This is a genomic window from Rhizobium sp. BK060 (assembly GCF_014193145.1).
In the GTDB taxonomy this organism is placed as follows: Bacteria; Pseudomonadota; Alphaproteobacteria; order Rhizobiales; family Rhizobiaceae; genus Rhizobium.
In genome coordinates this window covers 83,574-100,598 of sequence record NZ_JACHYW010000014.1, presented here as the reverse complement: position 1 = coordinate 100,598, position 17,025 = coordinate 83,574, and the positions used below count along the sequence as shown (strand labels likewise).

Below are 17,025 nucleotides of genomic sequence, written 5' to 3'. Positions count from 1 at the left end.
GGGGCGCGGGTCCGGGCCGAAGGGGTCTTCCAGACTCTCGACCCACCCCCCCGGCGGGGAAGGTCAGGCCTCGCCGGCCTCCGCTTCGTCATTCATGCGGACTTTGATCCCGCTCTTGTCATCGCGGCTGTTGACGTCTGCCTGTTCGACCCGAAAGGCGAGCCCGATGATCGTGATCTTCAGTTCCGAGCGATACGCTCCTGACTGCTGAGACACCTCGAAGCCAGTCACACCAGGGATACGCTTTCCATCTAGCAGAACTCGCATCCTGCCATCTTCGTAATGGCGAACTACGAGCCTTGCTTCACTTGGCTTAGGGATTGCCATCTCACCAGCCGGGCCGAGCCCGCTCCTGCTTCTGCTTCTCGCTGTCGTGGTAAGCCTTGCTCACCGTCTGCAAGTTGTTCACATCCCAGAACAGCCGCTCATCACCGCGATGCGGGATCTTGTGGTCAACCACTGGGCTGTTGTCGGCGGGGTGCTTGCCGATGCAGAGAACACCGGTCTGCTGACAGGTGTAGAGGTCACGCCTCAGCACGTCCTCTCTCAGCTTCCGCCATCTGTTGCTCTTGTACCAGGCGCGCCACGGTTGACTCTGGTCACGCTCACGACTGCGCTGCGCTTCCGCTTCTTGTCGTGTCGATGGCGATATTGGAGAGAGGCGAGAGCCAAGCGTCTTTAGCCGTGGCTTCAGAGATGTGAGCTTGCCCATACCTCTATGAACGCAGAAGGCGACCACTAAGGCCGCCCTCGCATTCTATTCCACTGGAGTGAAGTCGACGTAGTATTGCTTGCCGATCACCAGCTGCGCAGCGGCAGCAGGATTGTCGATATTGTATTCGGCAAACCCACTCGGCGTTGCTTTCGAGAACGAAAGGTCCTCAGCTACCGCCTTGTCATAGGTGCAGCGGAAGATTGCCTTCGATCCACCCCATGCATTCGCATAGACGTTCTCTCCAGCGTCATCTTTGCGATCTCCTGATCTAGGATTTCATGAGCCCAGCACGACAGCTCATATCCCTTGAACGAAAAAGGCGACCACCAAGGGTCGCCTCAATCGCAGATCGCCGCATCTCATAGCTGTAGCACTGGCCTTGAATCGGTGGCCTCATCGTCGAGGCAGTCAAGGCGGGGTCTGACCGGTAAGCAACCCTGAAGCCTTCGCTTCATTCGCCGATGATCGAGCCATCGACTGTTTGGGCCCACGCTGGGATCTCAGATCGTCCGAGGCGATTTGTAGTCAGATTTTTTCGATCTGCGCAAGATCCAGTTCCACCGGCGTCTTGCGTCCGAAAATCTCAACCTCGACCTTCGCGAGGTACGCCTCGAAGTCGACAGAAACCACAACCGCGTGAAACGAAGCAAATGGTCCATCGCAGACACGGACGATCTCCTCAGGCAGGAAATCGACCTTCGGCTTGACCTTGTGATCGTATTTCCCCTGCTCGGCCATCGCCTTGAATCGAGCGATAGAATCCGCATCCGCCCGATAGGGCGTTTCCGCCCCGCCAACGACCTCGATCACGTCCTTAACGGACAGCAATCCAGCCATCGCAGCAGCCGATGAAACGCAATGGACGAGTACATAGCCGGTGATGACAGGCCTTTCCGGGACCATGCGAACCCGTCCACGTTTGACCGTCTTATAGGCGTTCGAGCGAACGACGAGACTTTCAACATCAGCCACGTCGAGCAGTTTTTCCACAGCGAACTCGCGGCCGGTCATCACGCGGAGGCAGTACCAATGGGATTTCACCTGCTCAGAAGCGGTGATTCGCGCGACGTTTGCCCTCGAAGCCATCGAAAGCATCGTTGCGTTGATTCGGCGCAGACTGACGATCTGCTCCAGCGCAGGCATCAGGCGGTTCATGTCGACCTTCTCGGCCATGGTGATTTTACGCTGCATGATCATTGTCCCTGCCCTCTCTCAGTGCCGTCTCAAATTCGCTCAGTGCCAGTTCGCAGGCCTCGTCCAGATCCTCGATTGCATCTGGCAGACGTGGGAACTGCATCCATTCCAGCCCCTCGGGAGCCGGCAACCATGGCCAGCAACGCCGATGGTGCAGGCGCTGCCAAGATTGCCAGACTTCACCGCCTACCTTCACCTTGTCGAAGCTCTGGCCGATCGCCACGATTCGAGCGGGGACGCTGAAGCGCTTGCGCTGCATCGTCGTGTCAATGAGCTTGGAGGCCTCGGGCCATCCCTGTTTTTCGCGCTTGTCGCGCCAAATCAGGTCGCGCTTCTCCGGCTTGTCATCGATAATCTTCTGCTCGATCGGATTGAGCGTCAGGCAACGCTCAGGCTTCAGCAGCTCAGCCAGCAGTAGTGCACGCCCCGCCCTCGAATACGCTGTGTAGGGCTCTGGAGCGTTGGCCGAAGCCGTGGAGCCGGTTCTTTCGCCCAATCGCTCCCAGGCGCGCTCCGAAAGATAGGTCGCTGCTGCTTTCGAGAACTTCCGGCCTGCAGCCTTTGCCGCGGCGAGGTAATCGGCAGTGCGTTCCTCACAGGCCTTCCGCTGGTCTGGCGTCAGATCCAGCCAGGCGCGTCGCGTCGTGGCTTCCGTGTCGGTTGCATAAGTTGGCCATGTCGACCACCACTTCCGGAATCGCTTTTCCAGCGCCTTGGGATTTTCTTCCCCTTCATCATCGCGATCGCGCTCTCTCTCTTCTTCGTTAGAATTGGAAGTTAGAGAACTGTCGTTAATAGGTGCCGGTCCAGAACCGGCAGGGGGTGCCGCCTCAGGACCGGCAGGGGGTGCCGGTATACCGGCAGGGGGCGCCCCAACGGAGCGCTCGGAAATAGGACCGAATTCCTCTTCGTCGTCCGCGTCCCATGCACCAAATGCATTGCTGGAAACCGCGCGATCGAGGATGACGCGATACCAATGCGCGCTGTCGCGACCGTCCGCACTGTCGACTTTGCGCTTTTCGACCGCGCCGATGTCGGCGAGACGGTTGAGGGAGTCCTGCACAGTCGAACGCCCACAGCCGAGCTGCTCGGCCATCTTGACCTGGCTGCGCCGGCACCAGCCTTCCTTGTTGGTATGAGTGCCCAGAAGGCAAAGAACCTTGAGGTCGCTGCCCTTCAATCGGCTGTCTGTGACGATCCACGCCGGGATGATCGAAAAACGCGGGTTGCTCATTCCGCCGCCTCCACGAACTCGTAGCGGCCGTTGCACTCTGCCAGCAGGGTGATCATCTTCTTGGGCACGCTGTTGCCGACCAAGTGGCCCAACTCCCTTTTGCTCGGCTTGCGCTTCACCCGCTTGCCGCGCTCGTCAGTGAACTCGATGACGTGATCGAAACTCGTAGGGTCGAAGCCATGCGCCGCTGCACCCTCCAGCGGGTCAAGCATCCGCATGCAGATATCCGTGATGACCATCGTCTGGCCGTTGACCTCGACCGTGACCAGCCCATGCCGCGCCAAACCTGTCAGCGCCCGTAGCGGATCGTCGGCACGCCCGCCTTCCGAGCCACTGCCGTAGTAAGCCTGAAGGAACGGCATGATCAGCATCTCGTGCCCGCCGCCGCAGGTTTGTGTTGGCAACGGATGGCAGATATCCTGCCCATCCTTGTCGTTGCCACGCAACCGCGTCAGCGCCGCCGTCACGACGCCCTGCTGCGGATTGACGGTAAGTGTTGCCATCGGCTCTGTCGCGCCCCTGCCGGGGTGCACACCACCCTCGCGCCGGATGTCATTGTTGTGCTGCGCAAGAAAAGCCGCGACGACTGCTACGCCGGCGCCGCCGGCCGTCAGGGTGTGCAGCGGCTCGTCAGCCGCCCCGAACGGCTTTTGTGCATTCCGCATCGTCGACAGGTGTGCCGAGACCAGGACAGAATCCGCCTTCGTCGTTACGGCTTGAATCGGTTCCTCTACCGATCGTTCAACGCTCTGCCCCATTCGCCCGCCGACGCCCGCAATGGACGGCACCACGAGCGCCAGCTCGCCACCCTTCGCAGTCGTCAACGTGTTGAGCGGCAGCGCGGAGGAGCGCGAGGTGTTGGTCCCCTTTGTGTGCGTGATCGGGACGATGAACGGATGCTTCGCGTTGACGACATAGCGCATTACCCCGCGCGCTATCCGCCGCAAGGTTGCCGGCGCAAGCGGCTTCTTGCGATCGAAGATAGATTTAACAGGAAGCGACCAGTCTATAATCGTATCCGCTCCGACCCACGGCTTGAGCTTAAGCGCCTTTGCCTTGTCCCGCGGCGCGTGGGTGCGATCTGGCCAATAGATCGGCCCGCCGTCAGACCTGGCTACGCCAAAAAAGCGCTTGCGAATGGTCGGAATGCCGTAGTCGGCACAGACAAGAATTCTGTCCTCGAAACTGTAGCCGAGGCCATGCATGTGTTTCAGCCAGGCGCGCCAGATCCTGCCCTTGTGCTTAGGGTCAGGTATCAACCATTGATCCTGCACGGGGATGCGCTCTCCTTCCGCAGCGATCGAGCCGTCCCGACGCATCGCCCTGCCCGTTTTCTTGTCGCGCTTGCATATCAGCGGGCCCCAAGTCTTGATTTCCCGCACGTTCTCCATGGTGATGACTTCAGGACGCACCGTACCGGCCCATCGCGGAATGACCCACGCAAGCGACCGGCGCCGCTTGCTGACCGGCTTCGAGCCCTTGGCGACAGAGAAATGAGTGCAGTCCGGTGAGGCATGCAGGATACGAACGCCGCGGCCGCGCGTCGCCTCGACCGGATCGACCTCGAACACGTCGCAGCGCAGGTGTCGCGTATGCGGGTGCCGTTTCTCGTGCATGGCGATCGCCAGCGGATCGTGGTTGACCGCAAGATGCACATGAAATCCGGCATCCTCTAGCCCATCACATCCGCCGCCCATGCCGGCGAAGAGAACCACGGTCATGCGGTTGTCGAGCCCGAAGCTCCTCGGAATTGGAATCGAATTCATTCAGCCCCCGTGGCGCCCGCCCGCGCCGCTATGTTCAGATCGATTTGGGTTAGGTTCAGCGCGAAAATGCGCGTCTGCGGCAGCGCCCCGTCCGGCAGCCGCACAGAGTTCACGGCCGCGAGCCGTGCATCGAGATAGGCGACGCCAGCGCCAAAGCCGGCCGCCTGAAGCACCTTGCGGATGTCCATATGGTCGCGAAACACCACGCCGTCAGGCACGCGCGTCAGCCACTCCGCCCGCTCGGCATGCGTCAGCAGGTCCGACAGGATGTCGACCAGGGGAAGCATTCCGCTCACGAAGCCTCGCTTCCCGCCGGTGGCAGATAGTCCTTCCAGTCGACACGGATCAGCCTGGAACCGCTGCGGCCATAAGTGCCATCCTCTTGCAGCTCCCACACGAACCACGCGGTGTTCATGCGGCTGGAGGACTCCGGCCCATCCCAGCCATCGCGGTGCATCATCGGCAGGCGACGGGTGAAGACGTAGATCCGCACCGGCGCGTTTTCGTCCATTGCGAAATTTCGGTCCTCGTCGTCGAAGCCGCAGACAAAGTTGAGGTTGAGCAGCAGCGCCATCTTGCGCGGCTTGTGGACGCGCAGCGCATGCGCCACGTAGGCGTTCAGCACCTGCCCGTAAGGCGGGTTGGTGACGATGTCGTAGCTGCTCGCGCCTTCCGGGTCGCCTTCCGTCGTCAGGAAGTCGACCTGCCTTTGCACCTCCCCGAAGCTGTCCGCCGTCCCGTAGTCGACGAGATCGGACAACACGACGCCATAGCTTGCCGCCTCCAGCATGCGCGCGATGGCGCCCTTTCCACAGGACGGCTCCCACACGGTCGCGGTGAAGGTTTCAAGCGCGAGCAGCGTGTGCATCGCCTCCGGTGGCGTTTCGTAGAGATTTTGGCCCCGCTCTTCCTTCGTCGCCGTCGCGGTTCCGACCGCCGCCCTGAGGTTGGCACGCGATGGCTCGAGTCCTGCCGCGACACGAGCCTGAATGGCCCGCTCGACGAGGCCGGGCGCTTTCCGCTCGGCATCGGCCAGCTTGCGCGCCTCGTGAATTTCCTTGCGGGTCAGCCCCGCCTCCTCCGCCGTAAAAGAGTTCTCGTCTGGAACGCTTTTCGGGCGACCCTTGAGGGTCTTTCCATCGGCGACGGCGCGATCCCATTCTTGCGCGAGCAGGATCTTGGCGCGCGCCTCGATCAGCAAGGCCTCTGCTTGCAGCCGCCGCGCCTTCTGCACCAGCCGATCCTTGGCGCCGACGCGCGCCGCGAATTGCGCTCCCGCTTTCGCCTGGTCATACGCGGCAGACGCCAGCAACCTCGCCGCCATGGCGTCGCCCTCGTCGAGAAGCATGCGCGCTCGATCGACAACCTGAACAAGGCCGGACGCGTCGGCATTTACGATCGAAATGACAGCGTTCGCGTGGGCTTCCGGCGTATCGTCGTGCTCGCCGAGCTCGTCGAGCAGAGCAACGTATTCCCGCGCCTTGTCAGTCGGGTAATAGCGCGTGCCGAGCTTCGGATCTCGCGACAGGAGCTGACGGCCGTTCAGTCTGTTTGCGGACAACACGTCTCGGGGTTCCGGACAATCAATCACGCCATCCACAACAGCTCGCCGCAGCATCTCGTTTGACTTGTCGCTCAGCTTCATCACTCGCACCTCATCAGGAGGTCGAGAAAGGCGCCCCCCTTTTCGGTAATGGTGACGAAGTGCGGATCGTCGCTAAGGCGGACGAGATAGCCACCGTCAATCGCTGAGACGGCGCCGCGCAGATCGCGATCCAGCGAAAGCGGATACGCCCGGCTGTTCTGCCGGGCGTGGAGCCTTACGCGGTACAAGAGGCGGCGACCCAATCTGCCGAGGCCGGGTTCCATCGCCGTCATTCCCCGACCACCTTCAATTCGGCCTTCGAGCCCCCGGCCGCCTTGATGACGGCAAGCGCCTGCCGGAACGGAGGGAGCGCCCCCTCGATTGCGGCCGCCTCGCGATCCATGCCATGCGCCTCGGCGGGGGTGACGAGACCATCAGCCATTGCCGTCGCCCCAGCGGACATGAGCGCAGCCGCCTTCTGCATCACGTCGGAATACGACGTGAGCACGTTTACATTGGCATTGTATGTGCTCTCCGGGTCCGTCAGTCGGCGGCCGCTCAGTTCCGCCATGGCCTGTGTCACGACGGGGATGCCGCACTCGCATTCCAGCGCGTAGACCACCGACAGCGGCATCAGATCCGTGTCGCGCGCATTGTTCATTCGGCCGATGTGACTGGGCGATACCGAAGAGATTTCGGCTGCGCGATCGATCCCGCCGACCAGCTTGATAAGATCGCGCTGGGCGGCCTTGACGCGGTGAAACCATGCTTCCGAAGACATGACGAAATCCTTTCCCGCGCCGGGAATTCCGTGCGGTTTTTCCCGTAGTGGGAACTGGTCGAAAATGTGAGTTTCAGGCCGTCAGCAGATCACGGAGGTCCGCATGCCTGGAAACATCGAAGAGAAAGCGCGCCGGAAAGCGGAAGTCGTGCAGTCCGGCGCGAGGTGGCGCGGCGGTGAAGACCGCGCAGGGAACAACGAGAAATCATGCGGCCTCCTTCGTCCGCTCTGGACGAGGCAGGGGACCTGCATCCGGCCAGGCAACACCGTCTGGCCAATTGTCGGAGAACCACTGGAGAGCACGCTCAAACGTGCCGGTCGCAAGGTCGCCACCGTTGACAATGTCGTCGAGCTTGGCGCCGCGGTTGAAGACGATGGTCGACATGCGCTTCCGCCCGATGCCAGAGGCTACGGCGTAGGCATCAGCCAGAGTGATAATTTGCTCTCGTAGGGTCATGGTGGCAAAATGCGGTCAAATGGCCGCATCTGTCAAGATCAAATAACCGCTTTCCAATGTTCGTACTGCGGCTGATAATCCGCACATGGAGAAATCTGTGACAGACATCCTCAAAGATATCATTGCCGAGCAAGGGCTTACGTGGGAGGCAGCAGCCCTCAAGAGCGGCTTGGAGCGGAGCTATTTTCGCAAGTTGTTCGAGCGAGGCGGCGCCTCCCCGCGCGGTCAGACTCTGAAGAAAATCGCGGACGGCCTCGGCGTTCCGATGACAGTCTTGCTTGGTGAGTCTAACGATGCTCGCGCCATCACTGTCGTCCCAACCGTAAAAACCGACGTGCGCCCCGCAGCTGCCCACTTGCCACTGCCGATGGAAATGGCGAAAGATGTGCCGGTCATGGGGACCGCTGCAGGGTCGCATCTTAGAGGTGCATTTCAGCTGTCATCCGAGCCGGTTGACTACGTGAGGCGCCCGCATACGTTGATGAACGCTCGTAATGTCTATTCTCTTTACGTCGAGGGAACCTCGATGGAACCGCAGTTTCAGCCTGGCGATCTCATCTATGTGCATCCGGACAAGCCGCCGCGCTTTGGCGATGCGGTGGTAATCCAGGTCCAGCTCGGCGACAGCGAAGCGATGGAAGCCACAATCGGTATTCTGAGCAAGCGCGCGACCGAGATGGTCACCATCCGCAAGCATAATCCGAGCGCCGAAATCGACATTCCGCGATCGACGATCGTCGCGATTCACAAGGTGCTTTCGGTCAACGAACTGTACGGCGTTTAGCCTCATTAAACCCTATTGACGAACGCAAAAGAGCGGCGAATCACTTCGCCGCTCTTTCAATTTTTGCCTCGCCTTTTCAGACACATCCGCATCAATGCGGTTAAATAGCCGCACACATCGTTGACAGCGGGCATTTGTCCGCATTATTGTCCGCTCAGTCCGGTCTACTCCTCCTCCCAAGATCCGGGCCGCCCAAACGGGGCGCGCCGCTGCTCCCTCCTCCTCCCGGAGCAGCGGCGAAACCGGGAGGCGAAGGAGAGCAACCGTGCAGACACACACCACCTACCCCGCAGCGATCGCCCGCAACATCGCCAACGAAATGGCAGACCTCGCGCTTGAGCGCGGCGAAGGGCTGACGCGCAAAGACTTCCGGGATCTCGGCTATACCGACGCGCAGATCGACGCCTACAGCCAGCAGGCTGCGCAGATCCATTCCCGCCGCGCCGTGCGCCGCGTCGCCTGAAACCTTCCGGTTTCGGTCACCGCTCCGACCAGGAACGGAGCGGGTTCCCAAACGGAAGCGAAAGGGCTCCTACCATGCAGACAATTCGGACAGTTCGTCCGGTAGCAATGGCGCTGCCGGAACCGGGATCGCTTTTCCTGCGTGTGACGCGGATGCCTGTTAAGCATCAGCGCCGCGCCGAGTTCGCGTTGCTGTTCATCCTCGCGGTCGTCATGCCGATCGTGGCCATTCTGCAGGTGCCGGCATGACACCTACTACGGCTATCCTTGCTGGATTTGGCGCCGCCTTCTGCGCTGGTATTCTGTTCGGCACCGCCTTGCTTATCAGCAAACTTCCGAAGGCCGTCCGCCGCTTTGTGGAATGGCGTCGCCTGCGCTCTCTGCGCGTCGACGACACGTGGGACAATTCGCCCTGGAGGGACATGTGATGACCATCGTCACGTTCCCCCTTCCGGAGGGCGCGACGCGCCTGCGCATCGTGCAGACGGAAATCCAGCGCGAGATGCGAGACTATCAGCTCGACCACCTCGTTGAGGCGGCCGACGCCTTTGCCGTCGTCACCTCCGAACTCACCAACGCCGCGCGTCGCCTGATGTGCGGCGATAACCTCATGAATTCCGACGCCGCGATCTGCGGCGAAACGCTCCATTCCGCGCTCCTCGGCCTCAAGCCGCTGATCGAGCTGGCAGGCTCCAGCAACGAAAACCGCGAGCTTTATCACCTCATCGAGGCGCGCATTCGAGCCTACGAGGAGGGACCACATGCAGGCTGAATCCCATAAATCCTATCAGCAGCGTGTCGACCAGTGGATGCATTCCACGTTCGACGCAAACGTCGCCAACGATGTGCCGGAACGGGCGCATCGATTTGTCGAGGAGGCGCTGGAATTGGCGCAGGCAACCGGCTGCACGGCAGACGACGCGCACAAGCTCGTCGACTACGTCTTCGGCCGCCCCGTAGGAAATCCGCGCGCCGAAGTCGGTGGCACGATGTTGACCCTCACCACACTCGCGACGGCGATCCAGTGCCCACTTATGATCGCCGCAGAGGACGAGCTCGAACGCGTTAGCGCGCCGGCAATGGTCGCCAAGCTTCGGGCCAAGCATGCCAGCAAGAAGGCTGGGCAACCTCTGCCGGGCACGGCAACGAGCGCAACGGACAAGGACGTCGAGATTGCCGAACTGGAAGAGCGAGCGCGCTTCCTGCGAAAGCGCATGAGCGAGCTACGCATAGACTTCCCGGAGGCCTACGATCGCCGTTCCGACGAATTGGAGCAGGTCGAAGCCAGGCTGCAGGAGCTGCGCGCCAATGGCTGATAACACTAAGATCGAGTGGACCGACGCCACATGGAACCCGATCACCGGCTGCAGCGTCGTCTCGCCTGGCTGTACAAACTGCTACGCCATGAAGCTCGCCGGAACGCGGCTCAAGCACCATCCGAGCCGTGAAAGGCTGACGAAGGACACGAAGGCTGGCCCGGTCTGGACCGGCGAAGTGCGCTTCAATGCCGAATGGCTTGACCAACCTCTCCGCTGGAAGCGTCCGCGCATGATCTTCGTCTGCGCCCACGGCGATCTCTTCGCCGAAGGCGTGCCGGACGAATGGATCGACCAGGTCTTTGCCGTCATGGCCCTGTCCCCGCAACATGTCTTCCAGGTGCTGACGAAGCGGCCAGAGCGGATGCGGGAGTATTTCGCGGGCAGGCGGTCCAACTTCGGACGCGCATCCGACGTCCTGCATGAGCAGATTTCTCACGGATTTGACGAAGATCATCAACAGGACGCCGTGGACAGACTGGACCTTTTCGACAGCATGGGTAAGCCGCTTGCCAATGTATGGCTCGGCGTGTCGGTCGAAGATCAGAGGCGCGCCGACGAACGCATTCCGCTCTTGCTCGACACGCCGGCGGCAATCCGCTGGATCAGCGCCGAGCCGCTGCTCGGCTACATCGACCTAGGCCAACTTCAAACGGACCTCCCCACCAACGCTTGGCTTACTTGGTTAGATTCCCTCGATTGGGTTGTGGCAGGCGGTGAAAGCGGAGCGGGCGCCAGACCGATGCACCCGCATTGGGCTTACGCTCTCCGCGACCAATGCGCCGCGGCTGGCGTCCCGTTCCACTTCAAGCAGTGGGGAAACTGGGCAATCGCCAGCCACGAGAACGGCCATTTCGAAAGCAGCATGGTCACCAACGATGCGGTCTGGCTCGACATCGACGGGCGGCAGGCGAAACCCAGCTGCAACGGCATGAGTGAACCGATCGGCATGTTCCGCGTGCCGAAATCCCGTTCCGGCCGCCTTCTGTCGGGCCAGCAGCACGACGAATTTCCACCTCTTCCCCTCCCAGCACATTTTCAGGAGTAGTCCCATGGCCGTCAAACTGCCGAACGCAGCCATCCTCAAGTCACACCTGGAAGCTGGCTTGGACAAGGCCCAGATCGCCGCGCGCTACGGCGTACACCGTGACACTGTTCGCACGACCCTGATCCGCTTCGGTATCGACCACCTCGACAAGGCGCCCCGCCAGTCGGCGTCCCGCCGTATTACCCGTCACTCGGTGCGCGAGAGTGTCACGGTCCAGGCCGATCGCGTGGTCCTTATCCGCGAAATGATCGCCGGAGAAAATGGCGGCACGGCGCTACGCTGCCTTTCCCTACCGCGCATCTCGATGCATGTGGCCGCCCTGCAGGAGCGCGGGCTGTGACGGAAAGCCAGACCTATCATCGCGTCCTCACCGACCATCAGGGCGAGGTGGCCGACGCCATCATTGCCGTGCTGACCGGCGTCGAAGTTTCCGACGCGCTTCCTGCCATCTGCTCGCTGCTAGCCGCAACCATCAACAGCCATGCGCCGACGCACGCAGATGCGTACACGGTCGCGGAAGGGTTCGGTGAACAGCTGCTTGACCTCGTCGAGATGGGACGGCGCGGCCAACTGAGGATGGCGCCCTGATGGCGACGCCCGAGGAAAAAGAGCGCCTGATACAGGTCCGAAGCCGACACGAGACTGCCTCGCAGGAATGGCGGATGTATGCCGATGGCGAGCAGACGCATGTTTCCGTGCCGGCGATGGACGGCGAAGGGTTCGATCGCATCGCGACCTTCAGCGAACTTTCGGGCGGCCCTGACCGGATCTTCATCTTCAACGCACATGCCGATATCGGATTCTTGCTGCACCTGCTCGGCCGCTGCGCCGCCGAGGTGCGCGAGCTGCGCCGGCAATTGCCGAGGCCAAAGGACTATGCCGCCGAGTGCGCCATGAAATGCGGCGACCGACTTTTCCGACAGTTTCTCATCGAGCGGCACGAGCTGCAGGACGCAGGCGACATCGAGCGCGTGAAAACCCGCGTCCGCTCGATCCTCGCCATCCAGTCGATGAAGGAACTGAGCGCGGATCAGGCAGCGGCCAGCCGCTGGCGCAAGTTCGTCGATGCGTTCGAAAGCTGGAGGAAGGCGCAGCGAACAGAAACGAGAGGACGAGCCTAATGGCTGAGAGGCAGAAAAATATAAGCCGAGAACTACTCGGAAGGATAATCGACGAGGTTTTTGACGGCGCAATCGAAGATGCTTCGGTGATCGAAGAAGTTTATGCGGCGATCAAAAGGCACGAGGCCCCATCACCCCTGCCACGTGTGGTTGGGATCGAGCTGAACGGCGTGGCCGAGCAATTGGCCGATGGCGCTGGCGCCTGGCGTTCTTGTTCCGGATGCCACAACCTCAATGAAGGTCACCCAACCGGCGAATGGAGCGACGTGCTCAAGTGCCATCTTGGCATGGGTTGCTTTGAGTGCGGCGGCATAGGCGCGGTCTGGGATAACACCGATTATTCCGACTACGGCCGCGAGCAGCCCGCCGATCAAATGGCGGGCGTGGTCGGCGCCATCGTCGCCGAGCGCTACCGCCAGATCGCCAAGGGCTATGACGATGCCCACGATGATAAGCATCGCGGCGGCGAAATCATCTGGGCGGAATGGGGCGTCATTGCTCGCCTCAATGACGCGATGAATACTAGTGCCGGAAGCGTCGAGCACTACAAGCGCCTTCTAACGCAGGCGGCGGCGCAGATCGTTGCAGAAATCAAGCGCGTTGATCGAGCCGCTGCAATGTCGGAGGGCGGTAACAATGGCTGACCGCGCCTATCTCGAACGCCTCGCGCGTGAATTGACCGACAAGGGCCAGCTGATCGAAGCTGGATGGGTCAGCCTGCGGATCGCCGCTGTCCCGCTCGACGCCTCTCCAACGCAGTTGGAAGAGATGCGAAACGCCTTCTTTGCCGGCGCGCAACACCTGTTCGCCAGCATCATGACGATCCTCGAACCTGATGCCGAGCCGACCGAAAAGGATCTCGATCGCATGTCGCTGATCGACGCCGAACTGCGCGCGTTCATCCAAGTCTTTGAACTCAAGCACTTTCCAGCGAAGGGGCGAGCATGACCAGCACAGCGATGTTTCATAAGCCGACCCTGAAAGAGCGGCTGCTGCGCAAGGCCGGCTTCCGCTACCACCTTGGCGACGAGCCTGAAGGTATTGAGCAGCTTAAGGGATGGATGCGAACTGACATCCGCCTCGACTTCAGCCTCGCCGACCGACTGCGCCTCCTGCTGACGGGCAGGCTTTTCGTCGCGTCGATCGTACACACCGACACTCCTTCCGCTTCGGTCTGCAAGAGCCGTGTCGATTGGCGGATCTTCGCGCCGGGAGAGCGCTCATGATTGACTATTCGAAGGTCAAGCCGGGCGACAAGCTCAAGATCGTTGGCATGGGCGCTCCGGGTTTCGCGAAGCTCGGAGACATCGTCGAGGTAGTGTCGACGGATGGTCGCCAGCGTTGCGACGTCAAGCGAGACGATGGCGCAACCGCCTACTTCGCACTGACTTGCGGTGCCCAGCGGCTGGAACCGGTCACCCCCGCTCCCATTGAGGCGGAGCAGCCACGAGGCGCTGAGTTATTCGCTCCCGAGGGCGTACGAGATCCACTCCCGCAGGATCAAAGCCGCTGCGCCCATGAAGGCGATGATGGGGCGCGAATGAGCAGACGCGACGCGATCCGCGAAAAGATCATGGCTCGGGTCCGCATCGATGATGCGACGGGCTGCTGGATATGGACCGGCCCAACTTCTGGAACGGAAGGTCGCGGCGCTGGATACCCCCGTATGAGCTTGGGAGGACAGACCGTAGCGGTTCACATCGTCATGTGGACCAATGAACACGGCTACGTCCCCGGAAAAAAGGAGTTGGACCACGCATGCCGCAATCGCCTTTGCGTTCGGCCGGAGCCTCGACACGTCGAGATGGTGACCCGGAAGGAAAATGCCCGCCGTCGCGAGCAGGCCAAGCGTGGCATGATTGGTCACAATGGAGGCCCGGCCTTCAGTTGCGAGGAAGCTAGATGAGCGCCGCCGTGCACGAAATTCGCGATGACGATCCGGTCACCCTTGAAGAAGCATGCAAATTGTTCTTCCGTGGTCGCCTGACGAAATCCGCCCTGCGCACCGAGCACAGGAAAGGCAATCTGGAATTCATCCGGATCGCCAACAAGGACTTCGTCACTCACAACGGAGTGAAAAGGATGATGGAAAAATGCCGCAAAAGCGAAAGCCACCAAGGCTCTATCTCAGATCGGACGGCGGACGGAAAGTCTGGATCATCAGGGACGGTGAAACAAATATCCGCACAGGATGCCTTGAGGATCAAGCTGCAGAAGCAGGTCAAAAGCTCCAGGAATACCTCGCGTCCAAATACGAGCCAGAGCGCGGAGGTCGTGCGTCTGAAGTGACGATCGGCGACGTGCTGAACGTCTACTACGACGAGAAGGCGGACGATTCATCGCGGCCAGTGGAGACCAAGGCCCGGATTGGGCGCCTGAACGAGTTCTTCGGCGAAATGACAGTCGGCGAGATCAGGGGCAAGGTCTGCCGGGAATTCGCCGACGAGCGCGGGACCGACTCCGGCGCCCGCCGGGATCTCGAAGTGCTTCGAGCCGCGGTCAATTATTACCACGGCGAATACACGCTCGACGTCGTGCCGAAGATCACCCTGCCGGACAAATGCCTACCGCGCGAGCGCTGGCTGACCAGGCAGGAAGTCGCCGCGATGATCCGCGCGGCCAGAGGGCACAGACCCGAAGGCCTCAAGCAGTGCAAGCACATTGTTCGGTTGCTGCTGATCGGCGTCTACACCGGAACGAGGTTGGGCGCGATGCTCAGCCTGCAGTGGATGCCGAACACCTCGGGCGGATGGGTCGATCTCGAAAAAGGCATCCTCTATCGGAAGGCCCAGGGCGAGCGCGTGGCGCACAACAAGCGCAAGACGCCCGTCAAGATCCCGCCGCGGCTGCTGACGCTGCTGCGCTACTGGCACGAGGCAGACAAGAAGATCGACAAGAAGACACCCTGCCTTCATGTCATCAACTACTACGGCGCCAAGGTCATCAAGCCGCACAAGGCGTTCCGCGCCGTGCGCGCGGAAGCCGGGCTTGGTGAAGACGTCACGCCGCACATCCTTCGACACACCCGTGCGACATGGCTGGCGAATGCAGGCGTGGACGTACAGGAAGCTGCATCTTCGCTCGGGATCACCACGGATGAATTCGAGCGGACGTACCTGCACAACGACCCGCAATTCCAGCAGAAAGCGGCAAATGCGTATTGAAGCTGTGCGGAAACTGTGCGGCCCTGTTAGGGCCTATCGCACTTCTCGGGCCAAGTGATTGAAAAAGCTGGTCGGAGTGGAGTGATTCGAACACTCGACCCCCACGTCCCGAACGTGGTGCGCTACCAGACTGCGCTACACTCCGTGACCAGCGGCGCCTCTATAGACCGGCCCATCCCGTTGCGCAAGCACCAAAATTCAAAAGCCGGCGCATTTTTTCGAAGACGCAAGCCGGCGGCAGAAAGGCGCTTTCCGGAACAAAAAGCCACACTCACGGCAAATTTTGCAATTGCGAAGGCGGGCCGATTTTCTTTTGCCGGGTTCCACGCTAAAGCGCTCGGCGGGACAAGCGGAAACCGCTGCAGGCCAGTGATTCCCGCCGTTGAATGCGTGACAATTTCAGGGACGATAGAATGACACTCCGCACCTTTGCCGCGGCCGGGCTTGCCATTGCGCTTGCCGGTTGCACGACTATTCCGACTTCCGCCGATCCGATCTCCAGCCGCTGGGTGGGCCAATCGGCCGGCAAGTTCTTTGCCGCATTCGGCCCGCCGATCAACGATGTCGAGAACGGCTCCGGCGTCACCTACACCTGGAAGGGCGGCTACAAGACGGTTCGCGTCCCGGCGAAATACGCGGAAGGCGCCGACGGCAAGCGCGGCAAGCAGATCTCGCCCGCACGCACGCAGTACCTGCGCTGCCAAGCGGAAATCGTCACCAGCTCCGACTACACAATCCGCAGCATCCGCGTCGTCGGCGACATCCCGGGTGTAAACGGCCCCTCCTATTGCGCCGAATTCCTGGCGCCGGCGCAGCCCGCGCAGTGATTTAGGCCGCGGTTTCGATTTGAATGCAGGCGGCCGAAAGGCCGCCTGTCTGTTTGTGTCGGCCGTTGTCCGTACATGCAATTTGCCATAACATTCAATTCGCATGTTCGATGGGCACGGCGTGAACTTCGAGACAGCCAGCCGGACTTTCGAAAGTTTCGTCTTCACGGTGATCGACAGCCGTTTCAACTACCGCGAGTTCGCGAGATCAGCATCGGCGCAATCGACAATCTGGTCGTTCTCACCGTCGTCCATACCGATTGCGATGGCCGGAAGAGGACCATATCCGCGCGACCGGCAAAGAGCGAGATGCCGCTCAGGTCAGTCCGCTGCCTTTGTTCCTGAAGAAAGCAACAAGATACTCAATGGCTGGGGCGCCAGGATTCGAACCTGGGAATGCCGGTACCAAAAACCGGTGCCTTACCGCTTGGCGACGCCCCACCAGAGCTTGAAAGCGGAGACCGCTTGCCAAATCGACGCCTGCTTAGCAAAGCTCGCCTGCCGTCACAATCATTAAGTTTCGGGCCGCGGCATATTTCTGTGCGCTTTTTGCACCGCCATGCTAGGTCTC

The 17,025-nt window shown here is 61.1% G+C and carries 27 protein-coding genes and 2 tRNA genes; 17 read left to right on the top strand and 12 right to left on the bottom strand.

Annotated features, from left to right (window positions below; translation table 11 throughout):
* Positions 1-63 precede the first annotated feature (63 nt).
* The 10 genes from FHT71_RS16990 to FHT71_RS16945 form a co-directional block, all read right to left on the bottom strand.
* Positions 64-267: a hypothetical protein gene (locus FHT71_RS16990; RefSeq protein ID WP_183721061.1), complete on the bottom strand. Its 204-nt coding sequence runs from the start codon at positions 265-267 to the stop codon at positions 64-66.
* A 61-nt stretch (positions 268-328) separates the two neighbouring features.
* Positions 329-538: a hypothetical protein gene (locus FHT71_RS31710; protein ID WP_246718019.1), complete on the bottom strand. Its 210-nt coding sequence runs from the start codon at positions 536-538 to the stop codon at positions 329-331.
* 702 nt (positions 539-1,240) lie between these two features.
* Positions 1,241-1,906, bottom strand: a complete 666-nt coding sequence (locus FHT71_RS16980; protein WP_246718018.1) for a transcription termination/antitermination NusG family protein — start codon at positions 1,904-1,906, stop codon at positions 1,241-1,243.
* On the bottom strand, positions 1,896-3,143 hold the full coding sequence (locus tag FHT71_RS16975) for a helix-turn-helix domain-containing protein (RefSeq protein ID WP_183721053.1): 1,248 nt from the start codon (positions 3,141-3,143) through the stop codon (positions 1,896-1,898). Before FHT71_RS16975 ends, FHT71_RS16980 begins: the two co-directional genes overlap by 11 nt.
* A complete protein-coding gene (locus FHT71_RS16970; protein WP_183721050.1) occupies positions 3,140-4,909 on the bottom strand; it encodes a DNA cytosine methyltransferase in 1,770 nt (589 codons plus the stop codon). The genes FHT71_RS16975 and FHT71_RS16970 overlap by 4 nt, the downstream gene beginning before the upstream one ends.
* Complete coding sequence (locus tag FHT71_RS16965) at positions 4,906-5,196, bottom strand: hypothetical protein (protein WP_183721186.1); 291 nt, start codon at positions 5,194-5,196, stop codon at positions 4,906-4,908. The genes FHT71_RS16970 and FHT71_RS16965 overlap by 4 nt, the downstream gene beginning before the upstream one ends.
* A 5-nt stretch (positions 5,197-5,201) precedes the next feature.
* Positions 5,202-6,554: an SAM-dependent methyltransferase gene (locus FHT71_RS16960; protein ID WP_183721047.1), complete on the bottom strand. Its 1,353-nt coding sequence runs from the start codon at positions 6,552-6,554 to the stop codon at positions 5,202-5,204.
* Positions 6,554-6,787 carry a hypothetical protein gene (locus FHT71_RS16955; RefSeq protein ID WP_183721044.1) on the bottom strand — a complete coding sequence of 78 codons (234 nt, stop codon included), beginning with the start codon at positions 6,785-6,787 and terminating at the stop codon, positions 6,554-6,556. The genes FHT71_RS16960 and FHT71_RS16955 overlap by 1 nt, the downstream gene beginning before the upstream one ends.
* Positions 6,784-7,275, bottom strand: coding sequence for a hypothetical protein (locus FHT71_RS16950; protein WP_183721041.1), 492 nt, complete (start codon positions 7,273-7,275; stop codon positions 6,784-6,786). The genes FHT71_RS16955 and FHT71_RS16950 overlap by 4 nt, the downstream gene beginning before the upstream one ends.
* Before the next feature lie 205 nt (positions 7,276-7,480).
* Entirely contained in the window at positions 7,481-7,660 is a 180-nt protein-coding gene (locus FHT71_RS16945; protein WP_246718017.1) for a hypothetical protein, read from the bottom strand.
* 169 nt (positions 7,661-7,829) lie between these two features.
* On the opposite strand from FHT71_RS16945, the gene FHT71_RS16940 reads away from it, so the two are divergent.
* From FHT71_RS16940 to FHT71_RS16865, 16 genes are all read left to right on the top strand, one after another.
* Positions 7,830-8,516 (top strand): S24 family peptidase, encoded by a 687-nt coding sequence (locus tag FHT71_RS16940; protein WP_183721035.1) that lies wholly within the window; start codon positions 7,830-7,832, stop codon positions 8,514-8,516.
* A gap of 265 nt (positions 8,517-8,781) precedes the next feature.
* Positions 8,782-8,979 (top strand): hypothetical protein, encoded by a 198-nt coding sequence (locus FHT71_RS16935; RefSeq protein WP_183721032.1) that lies wholly within the window; start codon positions 8,782-8,784, stop codon positions 8,977-8,979.
* Between the two features lie 74 nt (positions 8,980-9,053).
* A complete protein-coding gene (locus tag FHT71_RS16930; RefSeq protein ID WP_183721029.1) occupies positions 9,054-9,227 on the top strand; it encodes a hypothetical protein in 174 nt (57 codons plus the stop codon).
* Entirely contained in the window at positions 9,224-9,406 is a 183-nt protein-coding gene (locus tag FHT71_RS16925) for a hypothetical protein (RefSeq protein ID WP_183721026.1), read from the top strand. Before FHT71_RS16930 ends, FHT71_RS16925 begins: the two co-directional genes overlap by 4 nt.
* On the top strand, positions 9,406-9,750 hold the full coding sequence (locus tag FHT71_RS16920) for a hypothetical protein (protein ID WP_183721023.1): 345 nt from the start codon (positions 9,406-9,408) through the stop codon (positions 9,748-9,750). The genes FHT71_RS16925 and FHT71_RS16920 overlap by 1 nt, the downstream gene beginning before the upstream one ends.
* Positions 9,740-10,294, top strand: a complete 555-nt coding sequence (locus FHT71_RS16915) for a hypothetical protein (protein ID WP_183721020.1) — start codon at positions 9,740-9,742, stop codon at positions 10,292-10,294. The genes FHT71_RS16920 and FHT71_RS16915 overlap by 11 nt, the downstream gene beginning before the upstream one ends.
* A complete protein-coding gene (locus tag FHT71_RS16910; protein WP_183721017.1) occupies positions 10,287-11,342 on the top strand; it encodes a phage Gp37/Gp68 family protein in 1,056 nt (351 codons plus the stop codon). Before FHT71_RS16915 ends, FHT71_RS16910 begins: the two co-directional genes overlap by 8 nt.
* Positions 11,343-11,346: 4 nt before the next feature.
* Positions 11,347-11,682 (top strand): helix-turn-helix domain-containing protein, encoded by a 336-nt coding sequence (locus tag FHT71_RS16905; protein WP_183721014.1) that lies wholly within the window; start codon positions 11,347-11,349, stop codon positions 11,680-11,682.
* A complete protein-coding gene (locus FHT71_RS16900) occupies positions 11,679-11,930 on the top strand; it encodes a hypothetical protein (protein WP_183721011.1) in 252 nt (83 codons plus the stop codon). The genes FHT71_RS16905 and FHT71_RS16900 overlap by 4 nt, the downstream gene beginning before the upstream one ends.
* A complete protein-coding gene (locus tag FHT71_RS16895) occupies positions 11,930-12,463 on the top strand; it encodes a hypothetical protein (protein ID WP_183721008.1) in 534 nt (177 codons plus the stop codon). Before FHT71_RS16900 ends, FHT71_RS16895 begins: the two co-directional genes overlap by 1 nt.
* Positions 12,464-12,549: 86 nt before the next feature.
* On the top strand, positions 12,550-13,107 hold the full coding sequence (locus tag FHT71_RS16890) for a hypothetical protein (RefSeq protein WP_183721005.1): 558 nt from the start codon (positions 12,550-12,552) through the stop codon (positions 13,105-13,107).
* A complete protein-coding gene (locus FHT71_RS16885) occupies positions 13,100-13,411 on the top strand; it encodes a hypothetical protein (RefSeq protein ID WP_183721002.1) in 312 nt (103 codons plus the stop codon). Before FHT71_RS16890 ends, FHT71_RS16885 begins: the two co-directional genes overlap by 8 nt.
* On the top strand, positions 13,408-13,689 hold the full coding sequence (locus FHT71_RS16880) for a hypothetical protein (RefSeq protein ID WP_183720999.1): 282 nt from the start codon (positions 13,408-13,410) through the stop codon (positions 13,687-13,689). Before FHT71_RS16885 ends, FHT71_RS16880 begins: the two co-directional genes overlap by 4 nt.
* 314 nt (positions 13,690-14,003) lie before the next feature.
* Positions 14,004-14,369: an HNH endonuclease signature motif containing protein gene (locus tag FHT71_RS16875; RefSeq protein WP_183721183.1), complete on the top strand. Its 366-nt coding sequence runs from the start codon at positions 14,004-14,006 to the stop codon at positions 14,367-14,369.
* Positions 14,366-14,752, top strand: coding sequence for a hypothetical protein (locus FHT71_RS31705; RefSeq protein WP_246718016.1), 387 nt, complete (start codon positions 14,366-14,368; stop codon positions 14,750-14,752). The genes FHT71_RS16875 and FHT71_RS31705 overlap by 4 nt, the downstream gene beginning before the upstream one ends.
* The gene (locus FHT71_RS16865) at positions 14,749-15,627 is read left to right on the top strand and encodes a site-specific integrase (RefSeq protein WP_348649308.1); all 879 of its coding nucleotides are present in this window, start codon (positions 14,749-14,751) and stop codon (positions 15,625-15,627) included. The genes FHT71_RS31705 and FHT71_RS16865 overlap by 4 nt, the downstream gene beginning before the upstream one ends.
* A 68-nt stretch (positions 15,628-15,695) precedes the next feature.
* On the opposite strand, the gene FHT71_RS16860 is transcribed toward FHT71_RS16865, so the two are convergent.
* Positions 15,696-15,772: transfer RNA gene (locus FHT71_RS16860), tRNA-Pro, on the bottom strand.
* A 268-nt stretch (positions 15,773-16,040) separates the two neighbouring features.
* Between FHT71_RS16860 and FHT71_RS16855 the strand changes: the two genes are divergently transcribed.
* Entirely contained in the window at positions 16,041-16,454 is a 414-nt protein-coding gene (locus tag FHT71_RS16855) for a hypothetical protein (protein WP_132588503.1), read from the top strand.
* Between the two features lie 366 nt (positions 16,455-16,820).
* Here FHT71_RS16855 and FHT71_RS16850 read toward each other — a convergent pair.
* A tRNA-Gln gene (locus FHT71_RS16850) sits at positions 16,821-16,895 on the bottom strand.
* Positions 16,896-17,025: the final 130 nt, after the last annotated feature.